Below are 21,748 nucleotides of genomic sequence, written 5' to 3'. Positions count from 1 at the left end.
TAATGTCTTTACGAAAAGAGAAATTTTTTGCATTAGCTGCTATAGAGTTTGAAGGTCAATCTTTAGATGATCTAAAATTACAATGGCATAATACACTTCATAAAGGAATGCATGGCTTGTGCTTTAGTCCATATCAAGAAGGACAAAAACCAGGTGATACACTATCGGAAGCGCAAATAAGACGTCGTTTAGAAATTATTAGACCGTATACCAATTGGATTCGATCTTTCTCATGTACAGAAGGAAATGAACTTATACCTCAAATCGCCAAAGAATTCGGAATAAAAACCTTAGTAGGCGCGTGGCTAGGAAACAACCCTGAAACCAATGAGGCAGAAATAGAAGGATTAATAGAACTTGCAAAAGATGGATATGTAGATATTGCTGCCGTTGGAAACGAAGTAATGTACAGAGGTGATCTTAGTGAAGACGAATTATTAAAATTCATTTATTACACTAAAGAACAAATAAAAGAAATCCCAGTAGGCTATGTTGATGCTTATTATGAATTCTCGGAACGTCCAGCAATTACCGAAGCATGCGATATCATTTTAGCAAACTGTTATCCTTTCTGGGAAGGCTGTGATCAAGATTACGCATTACTATACATGAAAGATATGTATAACAGAGCTAAAAAAGCTGGAAACGGTAAAAAAGTAATTATTACAGAAACAGGTTGGCCAAACAAAGGAACAAGTCTTGAAGGTGCTTTTCCGTCAGATGTAAACGCAATCAAATACTTTATAAATACGCAAAAATGGTCCAAAGAAGAAGACATTGAAATATTCTATTTTTCATCATTTGATGAATCATGGAAAGTAGGAGATGAAGGAGATGTTGGAGCTTATTGGGGACTTTGGGATAGATATGAAAGATTGAAATTTTAATAGCCTGTTGTATAGATGAATCGAGAAGTTGATATCACCACAACATTACCACAACATCGCTACAATATTTGAAAATAAATTTATTTAAAACACTGTTATACAGTTAGGTAAAAAACTTTTGAAGTACTGTGCTTATTGATTTTAATATTTTTTTTTAATAACTGTATGTTTTTTGTTGTAGTGGTAAAAGTCCATTATGAAATTATAAAATATATCTTGTTGAGATAATAAAGTATTCTAAATGAAAGTATAAAAGCGAGTACCCTAAACTTATTAGTAAAATAATAATATTAAAGATTTTATTAAGAGTATAAAATTAAACACTAACACCTAAATTAAAAATAATTAATATGAAAAAAATTACATTTTTATGCATGCTATTAATATCTGCAATAGCTTTTGCTCAACCAACTACAAATCCAGCTGCTCCGATGCAAGACGCTGCAGATGTAGTTTCTGTGTACGGTGATACCTATACAAGTATTGCAACAAACTACGATCCATTTTGGGGACAATCTGGAGCTGGACTAGTAAACACTTCATATGATCCAGGAACAGGACAAGTTATATTAGCATACCCAAATTTTAATTACCAAGGAACTGAACTAACAGCAACTGATGCTTCTCAAATGGAATTTTTACACATTGACATTTGGACAGCAGCAAGTCCTGGAGCAACTGATATTCAAATAAGTCCAATTAACAATGGATCAGGAACAGTAGAAACGTTAGTTTCTATAGCCTATACATCTGGAACTTGGACAAGTGTCGATATTCCAAAATCTGCTTTTACAGGGATGACATGGGATAGTGTTTTTCAAATGAAGTTTGCTGCAAACGGACCAGGAAGTACAACACCTGTAGATATTTATCTTGATAACATATACTTTTGGAAAAACCCAACAGCAGCTGGTTCAGACGCAACATTAAGTGCTTTGGAAATTGATGCAGCTCCTTTAGCAGGATTCGGTTCAGGAGTATTTAACTATACAGTAGATTTAGCTCCTGGGACAACAGTAGTTCCACAAATTACAACAGCTACTCCTACAGATGCTGGAGCAATGACCAATATTACACAAGCATCAGCAATTCCAGGAGATGCAACGGTTGTGGTTACTTCTCAAAATGGTATGGAAATGGAAACTTATACAGTATCTTTTGTTATAAGCGGACCACCTACGGCAGCACCAGCACCACCAAATAGACCTGCTGCAGATGTTGTTTCAATCTATAGTGATGCATATCCAAATATTACCGTGGGTACATATGATGCTGGTTGGTGTGGTGCAGCAATTTCCGAAGTACAAATAGAAGGAAACAATACATTTAAAAAGAATACCGGTATTCCTTGTCAAGGAATTGACTTTTCTACAAACAGACAAGATTTGTCAGACTTTACACATATTCATTTCGATTTCTATACAGATGACGTAGATTTAGTAGGAGATGTTTTCAATGTAAAATTAGTTGATTTTGCTGGCGGAGGCGGAGAAGCTTCAGCATTAGAAGTAAATATTAACACTGGAACCATGCCAGCTATTGTTGCTAATACTTGGGTTTCTGTTGATATTGAAATTACATCTATAGGTGGTGTTGTAGCTGGTAATCTTACAAGAAGTGATATTGCTCAAATGGGTATCACAACTGCAAACTTAACTAATGTATGGTATGACAATATCTACTTACACAAAAATACAGTATTAAGTGTTGACGAATTCAATACGTCTTCTTTTAAGACATATCCAAACCCAACAAACGATTCATGGAATGTTGTAACAGATAATGTAAAAATCAATGCAATTGAAGTATATGATATTTCAGGAAGACAAGTAACTACGATGACGCCAAATGCTTTTACAGCTACTATTGATGGTAGCTCATTAAAAGCAGGAATCTACTTTGCTAAAATTCAATCGGATAAAGGTTCAAGTAGTATCAAATTAGTGAAAAACTAAAACACATAATAGTACTTATAAAAAGTGTGTCTATGAAAATAGATGCACTTTTTTATGCATTACTAGTCTAACTTAGTATTTTTACATTTCAGATTCAGATATAAATAATAAAACCTCGTACTCAATGAAAAATGTAGTTTCCTTAAAATCATTAGCAAAAGAATTAAATATATCTGTGTCAACTGTGTCAAAATCACTAAATGATAGTGAAGAAATTAGCGCGCAAACTAAAATACGTGTAAAAAACCTTGCCAAACTCAGAGGATATTCACCAAATCCTATTGCGGTTCGTTTACAAAAGCAAGAAACAATGCAAATAGGAGTAATAGTTCCTAATATTGAAAACCCATTCTTTGCTTCCGTGTTAAAAGGAATTGACGAAATAACAAACAGTTCTAAATACAATATCATTACATTTTTTAGTAATGAAAGTCTTCAAAAAGAAAAAGAATGTTTAGACTATTTTTCTAGAGGAAATGTTGACGGAATTCTAATTTGTATAGCAGAAGAAACCAATAAAAAGAAAACGTTTGATCATATTATAGATATCAAACAAAAAGGAATTCCATTAGTATTATTTGATCGTATTCCCATGCAACCACTTGGTTTTGATGTTGTACATGTAAATGATTATGATAGTATTGTAAGCGCTTATGAATATCTAGAAAGTAAAAATTGTAACAATATTGCTTTTGTATCTTCCATTCCTACATTAATTGTTGGACGCCTGCGCGAAGATGGATACTTATCTAAAGCAGAGAGTCCAACTGTAATTGCTTTTGAAGATTTAGACGATTTACAATTAACACTACAAAATACCCTGAAAAAAGGAAAAGTTGACGGATTAATTGCTGCTGATATCAATGCTACCTTACTTTGCAATAGAGCAATACAAACAAGAGGATTAAAATACTCAGAAGAAATCTCTTTAATTGGATATGTAAATGCTGCGCAAAATGATTTAAGTTACCCTAAAATTTCTTATATAGATCAGCATCCGCAAGAAATAGGAAAACAAACTACACGCATGCTCTTAGAACGTTTAGAATCGAAACCTGAAGGTAAAGAAACGAAAGATGTAGTGTTAAATACTACAATTACTATTGGGGAGACAAGCGCTTAAGTCCAATGTTTTCATAATGTTAATAATAGAAGCGTCTACATATTTTACAATCAAACACATATAAAAACTTCTGAGATTATTGTACTTTTGGAAAAAGTAGAATAATGAAGCATATATTTCCCATAGTAGCACTGTTTTTATTAAGTCAATTTGCATTAAGTCAGGTAGTTGTCATAAACGAAATTGATTGTGATACACCTGGAACAGACACAGGAGAATTCATCGAGTTAAAATCTCAAACACCAAACTTTGCCTTAGACGGATACGTTCTAGTGCTTTTTAATGGTTCAACTTCTGGAAATGATAGTAGTTATTTTGCGTTAGACTTAGACGGACAAGTAACTGATGTGAATGGTTTATTACTCATAGGAAGTAGCACGGTTTCTCCTGTTCCACAATTACTAATTGGTTCTAATGTTATTCAAAATGGAGCTGATGCCGTTGCAATTTATCAAGCCAATAGTTTTGATTTTCTACAAGGAACACAAGCCACTACAACAAATTTAATAGATGCAATTGTATATGATACGGGTGAATCTGATGATGTTGGATTACTTGGTCTATTAGGACTTACAACACAAATAAGTGAAGGCGGAAACAACAATACAAATTCAATTCAACGTAGCGAAACAGACGGATCATACTATACTGCAACGCCAACACCAAGACAACTAAATGATGGAAGTGGAGTAGCGCTAAACGGAATTTCTATCAATGTAGCACAAGATCAATATGGAGAAGGAGAAATGTTTACGATTGAATTTACTACAGAATTTCCAGTTTCTTCAAACTTAGATTTAACTATATCTTTGGATAACGGAACTTTTGATGCCACTGACTTTACTGGAAATACAATGGTTACAATTCCATCCGGACAAACATCAATAACAACTTCTATAACGTTAGTAGACGATACAGATGATGAAGGAGATGAAGAGTTAATCATCAATATAGAAGACAATTTAGCTATTGAGTATATCTTTTTGAATAACAACATACTTATTAGAGCTGTGGATAATGACTTTACAGTTGCGCCTTTTGGAACTCCACTAAATCCAACATTTGGAACGGTTGCAAGTACAGCGCCAAATGGTTATTATGACAGTATGGATGGGTTGGCTGATGCAGCTTTACAAAATGCAATGCAAGCTATTATTGCTGATGTAAATACAGTACGCGCACAAACATATGCTGATGTATATGACATGTTGCGTGAAGCCGATCAAAATCCAGCAAACAGTAATCAAGTTTGGTTGGTATATACAGAACAAGGGCGAGCAAAACTAGATCAACAATCAGGCTCAAACAGTACAGGAGCTTGGAATAGAGAACATACATTTCCACGTTCATTAGCTGGATATGGAAGTATTGAAGCAGATGATATTGCGGATGGAAGAGACGTATTCTGGATCACAAGACCAGACTCATTAAGACATGGAAACTCAGACGGGCATGCATTGCGTGCTAGTGATGGACCAGAAAATAGTTCAAGAGGAAATCAACATTATGGACAATACACAGGACCAACAGGAACGGCTGGAAGTTTTAGAGGAGATGTAGCACGAAGTGTACTTTTCTTAGCTGTTCGTTACAATGGTTTATCTATAGAAAATGGTTTTCCTGCTGTAGAAGGACAATTAGGAGATTTGGCTACATTGTTAGATTGGCACAGAAACGATCCGCCAGATGATTTTGAAATGAATCGTAACAATATTATTTACACATGGCAATTCAACAGAAATCCTTTTATAGATCATCCAGAATTAGTAGAGCATATTTGGGGAAATCAAACGGGCGTTGCTTGGGCACAACCATTATCAAATGAAGAATTTACAGCAGAAACTATTAAAATATATCCAAATCCTGCCAAAAAGCACATTACTATTTTTGGTATAAAAGAAGAAGCCACATTAGAAATCTATGCTATAGATGGACGAAAACTACTAACGAGTCAATTCTCAGGAATGGCTACAATTCCACTAGATTTAACAAATGGTATTTATCTTTCACGAATAATTTCTCAAGGAAAAACAATTACCAAAAAGATCGTGATTCATTAAATATAGTTTGTATACAATTTGGATAACATCAATTATACAATTACAAATCTTGTTGATTTTCTTGGTTTAGTACAAGGACTATTTTTAGGTGTCTATTTAATAATAGAAAATAAAAAGAATAGACCAACACTATTACTTGGTGCTTTCTTAATAGTATTTAGTTTTGAATTACTCGAAACTATATTGGTCGATTCGAAAATTATTGATCAATATCCTTCATTATTATTTTTGCCGCTAAACTTTTTTTATCTGACAATGCCTTTGTTTTACTTATATGTAAGACATATTACTGATACAAAGTTTTCTAAAAAAGATACCTTTATAATCACCTTGCCAGGGATTGTAGAGTTTTTATGCATGACAATACTCTTTTTATTACCAGCAACGACAAAAGTTGGTTTGGAAGATAATATATTCTTTGAGTTATCTTTTATAATATTTATTGTACTCTCTTTCCCATATTCGGTATACTATGTTATAAAGACAATACGACATATAAATAAGCATAATAAGAATGTAAATGAATACTATTCTAATACAGATGGAAAGCGTTTAAACTGGGCAAAAAAAGTAGCCTATTTCATGTTAGTATTTAGCTTTTTGTGGATAATAGAAATCTTTCAAGAAGAAAAATTCTTTGAAGACTATACATATCCTATACTATCTTCAATAAACGTAATTTTTATTTTTTGGATTGGAATTTCAGGTTTGAAACAATCAAAAATATCTGTGACAACCAGTGAAATGGAATTACCTTTAGAAGAAGACACAATTTCTGAAGTAGCAGCAAGTGCAGAAAGCAAACAACTAATTGCGCTTATGGAAATTGATAAATTATATAAAGAATCTGATTTATCACTATCTGATGTTGCAAAAGCAATCGGAATTCCACAGCGAAACCTTTCACAACTCATTAAACAACATACAAACAAAAACTTCAATCAGTTTGTAAATTATTACCGTGTAGAAGAAGCAAAACGACTTCTAAAAGATCCTGATTACGACAATCTAAACATGTTAGGAATTGCTTTTGAGTCGGGATTTAGCTCAAAAGCAACATTCTATGCCGTTTTTAAACAATTTGCAGGAAAAACTCCAAATGCTTATAAACAAGCAGTTTAATTCACTAGTCCAGAGTCCAGAATTATGTAAAAGAGTCTAAAATCACGATTTCAGACTTACCTATCTATATCCAAGACCTTTTTAGAACAATTACATTTCATATTTGTAGAAACAAATTCGAAGTCGAATAAACTTTAAAAACAATAATATGAAAAAAGTAATTGTATTAGGATTATTAATCCTTGGATCCGTATTCGGAGCAAACGCACAACAAAAATACGAATACAAAGTAATTACAAGTGTAGAATCAATTGTAGCAAACGGATTAGGTAGATCACGATTGATATCTGCTTCAGAAGAAAGAGATTATAAAAGCTTCACTTCAAATCGTTCAGAAGAGAATGATAAAAGAAACAAATCGAAAAGAAAAGACATTCGTGTAAAGAATTTCGAAGAAACAAAACTATTAAACTTCTATAACCTTGGTGGAATTCGTTTTCAAAATATTGTAGCCAATGATGCTGTGGTGACTTCAAAGATTAATACAATGGGAGATGAAGGCTGGGAATTATCTTTTGTTGTTAGTGGAGTTGAAAGTGATGCAGGAGAAGAAGATGGACAAGGAATCTACATAACACGATATATTTTTAAACGTGTAAAAGAGCAAAAACAAAAGGAAAAAGAGTAAATCTTTTTTTAAGCTAACCAACCATCAAATTTACCAAAATCACTAAGATGAATTTTAAAAATTATAAAAAAGAAAATCTAGCTCTTTTACTCATCACTTGAACCATTTTTTTGATATGGGAATTGCAAGTGATCAAATGGGCAGAAACGGTTGAAGGTTCAATCATGCGGGTTGACTTAGTCGTAATTTTACCAGGAATCATCATTCTTAGTTATTACTTATTGAGAGGTTTAAAAAAAAATAACAATTTATAAAAACACAACAAATGAAAAATATACTATGGAGTGTAGGCTTTTTATTTCTTTGTGTCATTACTTCTTGTAATGGGCAAAAAGCAATAAGTGCAAGTACACAACAAGCCTGTGCAGAAAAAGATGGATACTGGTATAAAAATAAATGCTGGGAAGGTTTTGAAGATGAAGGAATTGCCAAGAAAGATATTGATAGTGTTGTAAAAGCACAAATGAAATTACTAAAAGATGCTTCAATTACTTTGAATGGTAAAAAACATGAAATAAATTTCTTTTTTCCAGAACAACAAGAAGGTAACATCTTATTCGTTACTTCATTTAAAAACATGCAAGAAACTGTCTTAGTCATTGTTTCGGAAAATGATATTGAATACGGAAAAAAAGGAAGTTTTGAAGCAAATGCAATTTATTTGAAAGGTGATATTACTGATGAAAACAATGAACCAGAAATGGTAGCACAAGGAACTGCAAACGGAACAGTTGACGAAGATTTCAACGTACAAATCAGTGGAACATTGAAAGGAGAAAGCGAATACACGTTTGCAATAAAAGGAAATGAAGCGGTAATGGGAGCTGGAAACAGTAAAATAGAAATCAAAGGCAATGAAGCATACCTTTCGGGTACTTTAGGAACAATTACTTATCACCAGATAAAAGACATAATTGACAATCATAAAAACGTTAAAACAATAGTGTTAACACAAATTGATGGATCTATCAATGATGCTGTAAACATGCATACAGGACGTATTTTAAGAGAAGCAGGATTAAATACAAAAGTACTAGTGGATAGTAATATTGCTTCTGGAGGAGTTGATTTATTTTGCGCAGGAAACAAAAGAACCATAACTAAAGGAGCAAAACTAGGTGTACATTCTTGGGCAGGAGAAAATATAAAAGCAGACGAATTGCCAAAAGATCATCCAGCACATCAATATCAAATAGCATACTTTACACAAATGCTTGGAGAAAAAAATGGTCCAGATTTTTACTTCTATACACTTTCAGCAGCACCGCCAGAAACAGTACATTATATGTCAGTTAAAGAGATGACAGATTGGAAACTAGAACAATAATTAATAAAAATTACTATGAAAAAAATAAACATAAAATATTCATTATTGCTATTATGTGTTGCAGTATTATTCATTGCATGTAAAAATGACGATGACACGAATACAAACAGTTCTTCAACTACAGTTTTTGATATTTTTACAGTACAATCGGATAATGAAACGGTGGTTATGAACGGAGAAATAAAAAGTAGAACATTGCAAGATTTTAATAATATGTTAGCTGCATATCCAGATATAAAGCAAATTCACATAGCAGAAGTTCCAGGCTCTAGTGACGATGAAATTAATCTTCAAGTAGGAGTGAAGGTTCATCAAAAAGGAATCAATACACATATATTAAACAATGGATTGATTGCTTCTGGAGGTGTAGATTTTTTCTTAGCAGGAATACAAAGAACAAGAGGAACTAATACACAAATAGGAGTCCATTCATGGGCAGATGGAAATGGAAATGAAGCTACAGATTTTCCAACAAGTAGCAGTGAACACTTGCGTTATATTGAATATTATGAAGGCATTGGTTATTCAAATCAATGGTCGAGAGATTTTTATTTCTATACGATTAATGCAGCTTCAGCAGCCAACATTCATTGGATGACAGAAGCAGAAATTACACAGTACGAATTAATTACACAGTAAATTAAAAAAACTCTCGTTAGTAAAATAATGCAGAGTTTTTGTTTTTTTATGGATTAACGTGAGTTTAATGTGAAAGTTCTAATATAAAACGTTAAGCTTATAAAAATTAAAACTTGTCACTTCGAGCGCAGTCGAGAAGCTTTTATAGATTAAAGCTTTGAACCATACGCCAAATCACCTGCATCGCCCAATCCAGGAACAATATAACCGCGAGAATTTAATTTCTCATCAACAGCAGCAATCCATAAATGTGTGTCTTCAGGAAAGTGATCTTGTACATAATCAACACCTTCTGTAGAACCTAATACAGACATAATATGTATGTTTTTTGGCGTTCCTTGTTGTAACAATACGTCATATACATTTTTCATCGTACGACCAGTAGCCAACATAGGATCAACCAATAATAATGTTTTTCCTTCTAAGGATGGCGTTGCCATATAATTTACGACAATTTCAAATTCGTCTCCATCATCAATATGATCACGATACGCAGAAACAAAAGCATTTTCAGCCTGATCAAAATAGTTTAAAACGCCTTGATGCAATGGCAAACCAGCACGAAGAATAGAACAAATAACCACATCTTTTATGGGTAAAGTCATTTCTTTTGTTCCTAATGGCGTTGTTACGGTTTCGAAACTACTTTCTAATACTTTACTACTTTCATAACTCAGAATTTCTCCAACACGTTCAATATTTCTACGAAAGCGCATGGAATCCTTTTGAATCGTAACATCGCGCAATTCAGAAATAAATTGATTTAATAAAGAAGATTGTGTAGTGAAATCGTGAATTATCATAAAATATCGTTTGAGAATACAATAGTACTAATTTTTTCAATTCTAAGCATAATCTTCATTTCCGTAAAAGATAACTTTCTCATAATCTTGTATAAATTCACTTTTACTTATATTCGCCAAAAATAGAAAGCAATGTTAAAAGGAGTTTTATTCGATATGGATGGTGTAATTGTAGATACTGAACCATTGCATCACAAAGCTTACAATGGAATGTTTGATGAAGTTGGAATAGATGTTTCTCCACAATTATATCAATCGTTTACAGGACAATCAACCATAAATATCTGTAGAAAATTATGTGATCATTTTAGTTTATCAGAAGCTCCAGAAACGTTGGTACAGTTAAAACGAAACAACTTCAAACATTTATTTGCAAATGATCCGAGTTTAACATTAATAGACGGTGTTTTAGACATCATTAAGGAATATCATGAAAATGATTTAAAACTGGTGTTAGCATCTTCAGCTTCTATGATGACAATCAATAATGTTTTTGAACGATTTAACTTAAATCAATACTTCATTGCAAAATTTAGCGGAGCCGATTTAAAACAATCAAAACCACATCCTGAAATCTTTGAAAAAGCTGCGTTTGCAACAGGTTATGAACGCTCAAATTGTATGGTGATTGAAGACTCAACCAATGGAATAAAAGCAGCAAACGCAGCTGGAATTTTTTGTGTTGGATACGATAGTGTACATTCTAAAAACCAAGATTATAGCATTGCCAATATGGTGATTTCAGATTTTAAAGAAATTCAACATAGCAAAATTCAGGAAATATTTAAAAAGTAGTTACAATTGATATTTGTTTAATCTAGCATTGTTTTAATATTAAATTTTTGCTTCTTAACTAATTTAATAACAGTGTTTTCTGTTAAATTTGAATTGGCTTCAATACGTAGTACATTGTCTATATCTTCAAAATCAACAGACCAATTTATAATATCTGAATGATTATTAAAAACAGTTTTTAAATGCATTACTTCTTCTTCTGATGCTATGTCAGTTTGAAAGATGAGTATTTCCATAAGAATAATGATGATATTTAGCGTAATTCCGATTCGTCTGTTTGTATTTTCTTTTCTTTTCGTTCTATGTATTCCTCATAAAGTCGATCACCTTCTTCTTCCCAAAACTTATCATAATGTTCCCATTTAGAAAAATCACTTTTCGATTTTTTAGTGTCATGATCTTTACATTTTTTAGATGATTTTCCTCCTCCGCAACCGCCAAGTAGTACTTTAAACAATATAAATAGACCAACAGCTTGCCAATAGTTAATTGTAGTGAGTCCAAAAATTTCGGGCATCAACCAATTCCATAACCACATAATTACAAAACCAAACAAAATGGCTAATCCAGTAATTGCAATAATTCCAAAAATGATGATCCCTACAATTTCTAAAGGAGATTTTTTTCTCATTTTATGTGCAAAATAATTTTTCATGATATCTTATATTTTTTGTTTATTAATTTCTAATTCAATTTTTTTATACAATATTCCAATAGCTCTATGACGTCTGGACATTAAAGTTCCTTCAGGAATTCCTGTTTCATTTGAAATCTCTTTATATGAATACCCTTCAATATCAACTGCAATAATAATATCTCTATATGGTGGACTAAGCTGGTGAATGCAATTCTTTAAAACTAAAATCTTTTCTTCTGAAACTTGATCATCTGAAGACTGTTGCAACATTTCTGCGATCTCAGAAAATTCATTATCAATCTTTATAGGTTCCGTTTTTTTAGGTTTTCGCATAATATCAATAATCCTATTTCGTATGGATGTATACACAAAACCAGCAACATTATTAATAGGAGCGTACCTATCAGCTCCAGAAAATAGTTTTAAAGCAACATCCTGAATAATATCTTCCGCAGTACGATTTGCGGTATCTCTTATTTTGGTGTTCACAAAAACCTTGAGAGATTGATATTCTCTTCCAAAAAAATCTTTAAGTTTTTTATTATTATCTGATTCCAAATTCATTTAAAACCTTTTTACAATGGCTTTTGATTTAAAAGACGATACTTTTTGAATCTATTGCATATTTAATGCTTTTTTTTACCAAAATAGTATCCGTTTTATATAAAATACTTGAGTAGTGCTCTATTCGGGAAAGTAGGAAAGCTTTGTCATTAAGTTTTTAATGATTGATTGCCAAATAGAAAATTGTAGAAATGTAACCTAAAGAAATCAATTATGAATGTTCAGGGTATATAGGTTTCAGATGTTTATAAAGTCTTTTATGAAGAAATGATAAAATTATTTATCTCTATACAGAAAATTATAAAGATCAGAATCGATATCATCTTCCGTAAATAATATACCATCTTTACCAGCAGAAATCAGAAAATATTTTTTGCCATCATCAAGAAGTTCATAATAAAATGGATTTCCCCAACTGTCTATAAGTACATCTTCATCATCAAAAGGATTATCTTTAAAACACTCTAAATCAAACGGGTATTCACCATCTGTGTCTAATTTTTCAAAATATAATAAGGACATTACCGTATATAACTTATCTATGGTTGTTGTTTTCTTTCGTAAAGGAATATAGGATGAAAGAAAAATAACAGAAATCAACATAAATAAACCAATACTAGTATAAGAAATGATTTTTCGAAAAGATAAGATGCTTGACATATAAAGTAAATATACTAAAATGTAAGAAAAGTAGCTGGTATTTAAAAAAAATGTTTTTATTTTACCTGTTTATGAAAAACAATATCATCTTCAGTGTGTAACTTTCCATCTTTTCCTTTTGAAATAAGTATAAAATCTTCACCATTTTCAGTCTTTTCATAGAAAATTTCATGATCCCAACTATCAACAGTTAAATCTCCATGAATAGGATTTCTTCTTGAAAAACTTCCTAAGTCATCAGGAAATTTGCCAGTAGTTTCTTTTTCAAGCTTTAAAAGATACACAGCTGACAACATCTTATCCTTGGTTTTATTTTTTTTCTGCATAGGCGAAATAAATGAAAAGAACAGAACACACACACCAAAAACAATTATTGGAACAATAATGTATGCTTTCAATACACGAGTTCTTGCTTTTTCACCAGAGAAAAATTCTTCTTTTAGAATATAAAATTCAGCTACTAATTCAGCTATCCAAAGTCCTAACATAATTCAAATTATTAATTAAATAGTTCCAACTTCCATCATTCAACTTTCTTTTATTAGTAGTCATAATTAATTCAATGTTACTTTTTTATCTTAGAAATAGTCTTTCCAAACATTTTAGAAGGAGTTTTCATGTCAGAAAGAGAAAGTTCTATAGCTAAGGTAATCAATTTTTTAACAGAATCATTTCGATAATCGGCAACACTTTTTATAGGAATATGCCGAATCAATTTTCCTGTACCTACTAACAATTTATTCGGATCATTAAGAAGTACACCTTTATTGAAACCTAAATTCAAATGATTTGTATATATCGGAATCATACAAAACGCATCAGAAAGTTTCTCTGAAATTGAAAAAACACTTGTTAATGCATGCGTATGATATACAAGTTCATTTGCTTCAGGATACAATTCCAGCACATAATTTCGTAAGTCTGCATACAAATCGATACAAACTTGTGGCTTTAATTGAAGAAATTTCTTAAAATCAGGGTGTATAATCCGTGTAGAACTCATAAATTATAAATGGTTTAATTGTCTCAAATATAGTGAAATACGATAGTAATAGATAATTGTAAGCAAATGAATGAAGAGAATTGTATAAACATGATTTTTTATCAAAACTTTACAATGTTAAAATTTGTTCACAGAACAAATTGACTTAGCTTTGCACAGCTATAAAAAAAGAACCGTCATCGAAGATATAATTATAACAATGTTGTGGAGTATTTCACCTTTCGGAGAAGCCAAAGTTGGTATTCCGATTGGCCTGAAATCAGATGCGAATCCGTATATTATTTTTGTTGCTGCATTTGTGGCAAATGTATTGGTATTTCCTGTAATGATCTTTTTCTTAGACCATATTAATAGATACCTATTACACTGGAATTTTTATAAAAAAGCAGCTTTATTTGTTGCTAAAAAAGCAAAGCGAGGCGCAAAAGATAAAATTCAGAAATATGGTTTTTGGGGATTAATGTTATTTGTGATGATTCCAATTCCAGGAACAGGTGTATATGCAGGAACAATAGCAACCTATCTTTTCAATATAGAACGCAAAAAAGCATTTTTAGCAAATACAATCGGAATATTTTTCTCTTCTGTAATTGTTTGGGTAACCTTCTATTACGGTTTTAGCTTTTTTGACTAAAAAAGAAGCATAATTTTTTTCTTTCGAAATAAAAATATATGTTTGCTCCAGAATTTTAAGAAAATGAGAACTACAAACGTTAACATCATCGCATTAAACGGCGCTATCAGAACTGTGTTTTTTGGTAGAGCAGCATTGGTATTCTAAAAAGTAAATCTTCATATAAAATATACGTAAGGCTTTCTTTTTAGAAAGCCTTTTTTGTTCTACCGAATTTCTATAGACTAAAGCAATAGTATTTTAAATTCAAAAAGAATAATCCTAAACATCATGTTTACTTTAAAAATTATAGTAACTAAAATAATTCTACAAACGTAGGAGAGGATTGCTATTGTAAGAACTTAGCGGAAAGCCTCTCAATATTGAGAGGCTTTTTTGTATTACAAAAATTATTAAACTAGAACAAAATGAAACGATTAAAAAACATACGAAACATAGGGATCATAGCGCACGTTGATGCTGGAAAAACAACCACTACCGAGCGTATATTATATTACACAGGAACCATTCATAAACCTGGAAATATTGATGATGGAAATACGGTAACTGATAGTGATGTACAAGAAGCTTCACGCGGAATAACCATTTCATCTTCGGCAATTTCAGCTGACTGGAAATACAATGAAAAAATGTATCAAATTAATATTATTGATACACCCGGACATATTGATTTTGCTATTGAAGTAGAACGTTCATTACGTGTATTAGATGGTGCTGTTGCGCTATTTTGTGCATCTTCTGGAGTAGAATCACAATCGGAAACGGTTTGGAGTCAATCGGAACGTTACGGAATTCCAAAAATTGGATTCATCAATAAAATGGATCGAGTAGGAGCCGATTATTTCAAAGTATTATCACAAATAGAAGAAGAGTTTGGAGCAACAACCTTACCAATTCAAATTCCTATTGGTGATGCAGACGATTTTAAGGGAATCATTGATACTCTTAAAATGAAAGCGATGTTTTGGAATGCTGACGATTATGGAAAGTCACAAGAAGAAACCGAAATTCCTGAAGATTTAGTCGAATTGGCTGAAAAATGGCGATCAATTTTAATTGAACGTATCGCAAATTTTGATGATACTATTATGGAACAATACCTAGATAATACTACTATTGTGGTAAATGATTTACATCGAGCCATAAGAAGAATTACGCTGGAACGAAAAGCCGTTCCGATGTTATGTGGTTCAGCATATAAATACATTGGTGTACAGCCTTTATTAGATGCAGTTGTGAATTATTTACCAAAACCACAAGATATTGAAATAGTTGATGGAGTAGATTTATTGACTGATGAACTGGCAACGTTAAATTGCAATGTTGATGAACAATTATCAGCGTTTGTTTTTAAAGTTATTGTTGATAAATATGTTGGTAAGTTAGCAATGGTTCGATTGTATTCAGGAAATATTGAAACGGGAACACAAATTCTAAATTCTAGAACTGACGCTAAAAATAGAGTGAGTAGAATTCTTAGTATTCAAGCAGATAAGTTCACAGAATTAACTAAGGCAAATGCTGGAGATATTGTGGCGTTGATTGGTTTAAAAGATGTGAAAACTGGCGATACGCTATGTGAACTCGGTAAACCATTTGCACTAGAATCAATAGAAGTTTCTGAAGCTGTCATTAGTTTGGCTATTGAACCTGTCTCCAAAAATGATGAAAAGAATTTTGGTGATGCTTTGGCGAAATTATTAGATGAAGATCCTTCGTTACGTGCTTCATACGATAATCAAACAGGACAAACCTTATTGCACGGAATGGGTGAGTTGCATTTGGAAGTTCGTATTGAAAAATTGCGAAGTGATTATAAAATAGAGGTAAACAAAGGAAATCCAAAAGTTTCCTATCGTGAGCAATTGACAAGTTCAGTAACACATACCGAATTGTTAAAAAAACAAACAGGAGGAAGCGGAAGCTTTGCAGAAATTACGTTTACTATAGAACCGAGAACAGATACTGAAAAAGGGTTATTATTTGTAAACGAGAGTAAAGGTGGCGTTATATCGAAAGATTGTGTCAATAGTGTAGAAAAAGGTTTCCGAGAAGCAATGAAATCAGGTGTTTTACTAGATTATCCAGTAGAGGCAATGAAAGTTACTTTGTTGGATGGAAAAATGCATGAAACGGATTCGAGTAGTCAGGATTTTGAAACTGTAGCAAGACAAGCGTTTCGCAATGCTGCAAAATTAGCAAACCCTATTTTATTAGAGCCGATCATGGATGCAGAAATTAGTTGTCCAGAAAATTATCTAGGAAATGTAACTTCTGATATCAACAAGCGTCGTGGAATGATTGTTTCGATAAAAGAAAATGGAAATAGAAGAAAAGTAAATGCAGAAATTCCTTTACTAAAAACCTTTGGATACATTTCATCTTTACGAACCCTGACTAGTGGAAAAGGTTCTGTTACGTTAAAATTGAAAGATTATAAGCGTGTACCGAACAATATTTTACAACAGCTAGTTTGTTAAATACTAAAAACCATCTAAGAAATTAGGTGGTTTTTTTCGTCATTCTGGACTTGATTCAGAATCTCATCAAACTACAAAAACAAACTAGTAATTGATAAGATGAATAACAAAAGTAATCCAGCAGCAAAGATCATGACCATTTTTCCGATAGCATCATCTTTCTCTTTCTGAGGAGCATTTACATAGGTTTGATAACTTTTCTCATAACGTTTCTTAGAACCAAAAAACAATGCAACAACCAAGTATATAACAGCAATTAATGGAATTGCTATCATTTTCCCTATCATTTTTCCTGTACTATAGCCAAAAATGCTTTTTAGAAACCGTGTCAAATCTTTGGTAAAATCCTCTGAAATAAAACTCCAAATGATAATTATCAAAAAAAGATAAATCATAATTGTCGCTGCAAACAATAAATTACCATACAAACGTCCTTTTTGGACATCGACTCCTTTATTTTTTAATTCCCAGTATTGACTTCCGTAAAGTGCATCTATAACTGTCATATTGTTTTATTTAGATTTTAAAGTTCAAAAAAAATGACGAAATATGCAAAAGATGATTACGAAGGTTGTTTAAGATGCTTTAAAAGAAGATGCTCTGACAATTAAACTTGTACGGAGCTCAATTGTTTTATAAGAAAGGCTATCATTTTCAATTTCTTCAATAAGATACTTAACCGCAGTTTTCCCCATTTTATTTCCAGGTTGATCAATCGTAGTCAAATTGGGCTCAATTATAGTTGAATTAAAAGAATTACTAAAACCTACAACTCCAATATTTTCAGGTATTTTGATATTGAATTTCTTCAAAGTTTTAATTACACCAATTGCGCAACTGTCCGTAATTGCAAAAATTGCATCTGGCTTTTGTTTAAGCGTCAATACAATGTTAGTCAAACGCTTTCCTTGTTTTAACGAAATATCTTCAGTACTTAAAATCAATTTTTCATCAATAGGAATATTATTATCTTTCAATGCTTGCAAATATCCTTCAAATCGTTTTTCGGAATTGAAAGAATTCTCAGTTTCTTTAAAAATTGCAATGCGTTTTTTTCCTATATTAATTAAATGTTCTACAGCATTATATGCAGATTGTTTGTCATCAATAATAACTTGCGTACAAGGAATTTTACTAGAAACTTTATCAAACAGCACCAAAGGAATACGATCTAATACACTCAAAATGTCTTTAACATCTTTAGTTCTTCGAGTTAAACACAACAAAATACCTTCTACACCAAACTGAATCATTGTGTTTAACATTTCAATTTGCTTTTCAAAATTATTTTTTGATTCAGAAATTATGACACGATATCCATTTAACTCAGCAGTTTCCAAAATACCTTCGAGAATAGTGGAAGTATAGTAATGTGAAATTTTAGGTACAACAACACCAATTATCCGAGTACGGTGACTTCGGAATCCTTTCGCAAAAATATTAGGCTGATAATTAAGCTCTTTGGCTACTTTTTCTACTAATTTTTTAGTTTCTGGATTAATATCGGTATGATTATTTAATGCACGAGAAACAGTAGAAGTTGATAAACCTAATTGTTTTGCAATATCTTTGAGGGTAGCACTACTTTTTTTCTTCATTAGGAATGATAAAATGAATTGATTACTCAAAAGTAAATTTTTAAAATACAAATTGCAAACGTTCCCGGGAACGTTTGCATAATTTTTTATTAGCATTTTCGTAAAAATACTGTATCAACTGTGTTAATATTGCAACATAATCAACTATTAATTATTAAATCAACAAAATATGGAAAAAACTATTTTCACTCTTATTTGCGCACTTACGTTCTTTACAGGAATGGCACAGACTGAGATTTCCGGTAACGTAAAAGATGAAACTGGAACTCCAATCCCCGGTGCTAACATTTCAATAAAAGGAGATACTTCTGGTGCAGCAACAGACTTTGATGGTAATTTTTCATTCTCTTCAAACCTTACTGGTAAGCAAACAATTACAGTTTCATACGTTGGTTATGAAACATTTGAAAAAGAAATTGAACTGAACGGAACAACAATTAAATTAAACATCGTTTTAAAGCAAGGAGGAAACGCTTTGTCAGCTGTATTGTTAACGGCAACATCAACAAGACGTTCACAAAAAGAAACACCTTTATCAATCACTTCTTTTGGTGTTAAAGAACTAGCAAAACTTAATACGAGTAGTCAGGCAGATGTATTAAGAAGTGTACCAGGAATTACTGCTGAAGGTGGTGGTGGTGAAGTAGCTTCTAACATTTTCGTAAGAGGTTTGCCTTCAGGTGGACAATACCAATTTAATCCATTACAAATAGACGGAATGCCAGTTTTAAGTACATTCGGACTCAATTCTTCTGCGCATGATGTATATTTTAGAAATGACATCGGAATGAAAAGTTTAGAATTTGTTCGTGGTGGTTCATCAATCTTATATGGAGTTGGTTCTGTTGCAGGTATTATCAATTATACAAGTATTACAGGTGGAAGTCAACAAAAAACAACAATTCGTACTGAATTAGCCTCAAACTCACGTTATAAAGCAGATTTTGTAACAAGCGGACCACTTGGTGGAGAAGATTCAAAAACATTTTATGCATTATCTGGATTTTATCGTTATGATGAAGGTCCATTAAAAACTGGACTCGCTACAGAAGGTTTTCAGTTACGTGGAAACATTAAACACTTAACAGATAACGGATCTATTACATTTTCTGGACAATGGATTGACGATAGTGTACAATTCTTTTTGCCTTATCCATTAGAAGGTGGATCGAGAAACCGTCCAACAGGAAACGATGGAGAAGAAGTATTCACATTACAAACTGCAGAAGCTTCAGATATAGCATATGCAACACCAGACGGAATCTATCGTTCTCCAATTGAAGATGGAGTTGCAACAAAAGGTGGTTACTTCTTAACAAATTTCAAACATCGTTTTACGGATGATTTAAAATTAGATGCAAAATTAAGATACTCACGTTACAAACATCAATTCAATTTATTTCTTGATGGAAGTGGAGTTGGTGGAGCAAAAGTAGTAGAAACTCAGCAAGAATATTTAGATGCTAGAGGTTTAACTTCAGGAGATTTTACTTATTTAAATGGACAACCATTAGCTTCTAATGCATTACTATTCGAAAACAGAATTTTAGATAGGAGCAGACCTTTAGAAGAATTAATGGCAGACATTAAATTCACAAAAAGAACAGGAAATCATAGTATTACCTTAGGTACATTTATGTCTCGATCACAAGCAGGAGATTTTAATGTAATAACAAACTACTTAGGAGAATTTAACAACAGACCACGTTTGGTAAATGTTTCAGGATATAGTATAAATGGTGTTACTAACAGAGGAACAGCATATACAAACAGAAATATTTCAAGTAATAAAATTGCCGTATTCTTAACAGATGAAATTAAATTAGATCGTTGGAATTTTGATATTGGTGTACGTTATGAAAGAGCTTCTGGAGACATTGAAGTTGAAGGAACAGATTCTTTTCAAGTTGATAACACAGGAATTACAAACCTTGACAATGTAGTTTGGGGTAATGGAAGTTTTACAAGAGGTCATGTATCTGCGGATGATTTTGCAGTTGCTTTGGCAGCATTATATAAAGTGAACGACGATTTAAGCGCATATGGAAACTTCTCTAGAGGATATTTCTTTCCAGAGTTAAGAGGAACGCGTTTTGACGGGTTTGGAAATCCATCTACTTACGAAACTGAAAAAATTACACAAGGAGAACTTGGTGTAAAATATGCTAAAAACAAATTTTCTGGTACAGCAGCATTATATGCAGTAAGTTTAAAAGATAGACGTTCTGTAAGTTTTGTAAATGCTCCAGGAGGTGGATTTATTGAAGAAGTAGACACACAAAATACAAGTACATTTGGATTTGAAGGAACTTGGAATTGGGCATTTGTAAAAGACTTTAATTTTGCAGGTTCTTTAACATATCAAAGTCATGAAATTACTAAATCTGAAAGTAACCCAGAATTTGAAGGAAATGAATTAAGAAGACAACCAAATATTTTAAGCACACTTTCTGTAAACTATGACGATGCCAAATTTGATGCAGGAATCATATATAACTACACAGGAAAAAAATTCTCTAACGATGCCAACTCTATTGAATTAGATGCAATTGGTTTGGCAAGTTTAAATTTAGGATACTCTTTTGATTTAGGAGACAATGGAGAAACAATGCGTTTAGGTACGCAAGTATTCAACTTATTTAATTCTGATGGAATCACAGAAGGTTCTCCGCGATTAAATAATAGTCAAACAGAAGAAGAATTTTTTGTAGGGAGACCAGTATTACCTACAAGAGTATTTTTTAATGCAACATTTAACTTTTAAAAATCTTGATTGATTAGCTTTATTTAATACCAGCTCACCACATGTTTTCATAAGTATATTGTGGTGAGT

21 protein-coding genes are annotated in these 21,748 nt (G+C 32.1%); 12 read left to right on the top strand and 9 right to left on the bottom strand.

All coding sequences use genetic code 11. The features are described 5' to 3' along the window. Positions 1-2: 2 nt before the first annotated feature. The 8 genes from Q0828_RS13670 to Q0828_RS13635 all read left to right on the top strand — a co-directional run bounded on the left by Q0828_RS13670 (position 3) and on the right by Q0828_RS13635 (position 9,741). Positions 3-887 carry a glycosyl hydrolase family 17 protein gene (locus Q0828_RS13670; RefSeq protein ID WP_298421908.1) on the top strand — a complete coding sequence of 295 codons (885 nt, stop codon included), beginning with the start codon at positions 3-5 and terminating at the stop codon, positions 885-887. Between the two features lie 350 nt (positions 888-1,237). Then, entirely contained in the window at positions 1,238-2,842 is a 1,605-nt protein-coding gene (locus Q0828_RS13665) for a T9SS type A sorting domain-containing protein (protein WP_298421906.1), read from the top strand. 124 nt (positions 2,843-2,966) lie between these two features. Continuing rightward, positions 2,967-3,965, top strand: a complete 999-nt coding sequence (locus Q0828_RS13660; protein ID WP_298421903.1) for a LacI family DNA-binding transcriptional regulator — start codon at positions 2,967-2,969, stop codon at positions 3,963-3,965. A gap of 104 nt (positions 3,966-4,069) precedes the next feature. After that, entirely contained in the window at positions 4,070-6,025 is a 1,956-nt protein-coding gene (locus Q0828_RS13655; protein WP_298421900.1) for an endonuclease, read from the top strand. A gap of 18 nt (positions 6,026-6,043) precedes the next feature. Then, positions 6,044-7,147: a response regulator transcription factor gene (locus tag Q0828_RS13650; RefSeq protein ID WP_298421897.1), complete on the top strand. Its 1,104-nt coding sequence runs from the start codon at positions 6,044-6,046 to the stop codon at positions 7,145-7,147. Positions 7,148-7,295: 148 nt separating this feature from the next. Continuing rightward, positions 7,296-7,775, top strand: a complete 480-nt coding sequence (locus Q0828_RS13645) for a hypothetical protein (RefSeq protein WP_298421894.1) — start codon at positions 7,296-7,298, stop codon at positions 7,773-7,775. 265 nt (positions 7,776-8,040) lie between these two features. Further along, entirely contained in the window at positions 8,041-9,102 is a 1,062-nt protein-coding gene (locus tag Q0828_RS13640; protein WP_298421891.1) for a hypothetical protein, read from the top strand. A 15-nt stretch (positions 9,103-9,117) separates the two neighbouring features. Further along, entirely contained in the window at positions 9,118-9,741 is a 624-nt protein-coding gene (locus tag Q0828_RS13635; protein WP_298421888.1) for a hypothetical protein, read from the top strand. 149 nt (positions 9,742-9,890) lie between these two features. On the opposite strand, the gene upp is transcribed toward Q0828_RS13635, so the two are convergent. Then, positions 9,891-10,544, bottom strand: coding sequence for a uracil phosphoribosyltransferase (gene upp, locus Q0828_RS13630; RefSeq protein WP_298421885.1), 654 nt, complete (start codon positions 10,542-10,544; stop codon positions 9,891-9,893). Positions 10,545-10,676: 132 nt separating this feature from the next. Between upp and Q0828_RS13625 the strand changes: the two genes are divergently transcribed. Continuing rightward, complete coding sequence (locus Q0828_RS13625) at positions 10,677-11,339, top strand: HAD family phosphatase (RefSeq protein ID WP_298421880.1); 663 nt, start codon at positions 10,677-10,679, stop codon at positions 11,337-11,339. Between the two features lie 17 nt (positions 11,340-11,356). On the opposite strand, the gene Q0828_RS13620 is transcribed toward Q0828_RS13625, so the two are convergent. From Q0828_RS13620 to Q0828_RS13595, 6 genes are all read right to left on the bottom strand, one after another. Next, complete coding sequence (locus Q0828_RS13620) at positions 11,357-11,575, bottom strand: hypothetical protein (protein WP_298421877.1); 219 nt, start codon at positions 11,573-11,575, stop codon at positions 11,357-11,359. Positions 11,576-11,592: 17 nt separating this feature from the next. Next, positions 11,593-11,994, bottom strand: coding sequence for a hypothetical protein (locus tag Q0828_RS13615; RefSeq protein ID WP_298421875.1), 402 nt, complete (start codon positions 11,992-11,994; stop codon positions 11,593-11,595). 6 nt (positions 11,995-12,000) lie between these two features. Next, complete coding sequence (locus Q0828_RS13610; protein ID WP_298421872.1) at positions 12,001-12,540, bottom strand: RNA polymerase sigma factor; 540 nt, start codon at positions 12,538-12,540, stop codon at positions 12,001-12,003. A 276-nt stretch (positions 12,541-12,816) separates the two neighbouring features. After that, positions 12,817-13,200, bottom strand: coding sequence for a hypothetical protein (locus Q0828_RS13605; protein WP_298421869.1), 384 nt, complete (start codon positions 13,198-13,200; stop codon positions 12,817-12,819). 56 nt (positions 13,201-13,256) lie between these two features. Continuing rightward, entirely contained in the window at positions 13,257-13,688 is a 432-nt protein-coding gene (locus tag Q0828_RS13600; RefSeq protein ID WP_298421866.1) for a hypothetical protein, read from the bottom strand. 77 nt (positions 13,689-13,765) lie between these two features. After that, on the bottom strand, positions 13,766-14,203 hold the full coding sequence (locus Q0828_RS13595; protein ID WP_298421864.1) for a DUF1801 domain-containing protein: 438 nt from the start codon (positions 14,201-14,203) through the stop codon (positions 13,766-13,768). A gap of 199 nt (positions 14,204-14,402) precedes the next feature. On the opposite strand from Q0828_RS13595, the gene Q0828_RS13590 reads away from it, so the two are divergent. Both Q0828_RS13590 and fusA read left to right on the top strand, forming a co-directional pair. Next, positions 14,403-14,837, top strand: coding sequence for a small multi-drug export protein (locus Q0828_RS13590; protein ID WP_298421861.1), 435 nt, complete (start codon positions 14,403-14,405; stop codon positions 14,835-14,837). A 407-nt stretch (positions 14,838-15,244) separates the two neighbouring features. After that, positions 15,245-17,317, top strand: a complete 2,073-nt coding sequence (gene fusA, locus Q0828_RS13585; RefSeq protein WP_298421858.1) for an elongation factor G — start codon at positions 15,245-15,247, stop codon at positions 17,315-17,317. 71 nt (positions 17,318-17,388) lie between these two features. On the opposite strand, the gene Q0828_RS13580 is transcribed toward fusA, so the two are convergent. Both Q0828_RS13580 and Q0828_RS13575 read right to left on the bottom strand, forming a co-directional pair. After that, positions 17,389-17,823 carry a hypothetical protein gene (locus Q0828_RS13580; protein WP_298421857.1) on the bottom strand — a complete coding sequence of 145 codons (435 nt, stop codon included), beginning with the start codon at positions 17,821-17,823 and terminating at the stop codon, positions 17,389-17,391. 69 nt (positions 17,824-17,892) lie between these two features. Beyond that, positions 17,893-19,011, bottom strand: coding sequence for a LacI family DNA-binding transcriptional regulator (locus Q0828_RS13575; RefSeq protein WP_298421854.1), 1,119 nt, complete (start codon positions 19,009-19,011; stop codon positions 17,893-17,895). A gap of 73 nt (positions 19,012-19,084) precedes the next feature. On the opposite strand from Q0828_RS13575, the gene Q0828_RS13570 reads away from it, so the two are divergent. Continuing rightward, a complete protein-coding gene (locus Q0828_RS13570; protein ID WP_298421851.1) occupies positions 19,085-21,679 on the top strand; it encodes a TonB-dependent receptor in 2,595 nt (864 codons plus the stop codon). Positions 21,680-21,748: the final 69 nt, after the last annotated feature.

It is taken from the genome of uncultured Kordia sp., from assembly GCF_947496985.1.
Lineage (GTDB): Bacteria > Bacteroidota > Bacteroidia > Flavobacteriales > Flavobacteriaceae > Kordia.
The sequence above is the reverse complement of the archived record's forward strand: the minus strand, read 5'-3'. Positions and strand labels throughout refer to the sequence as shown.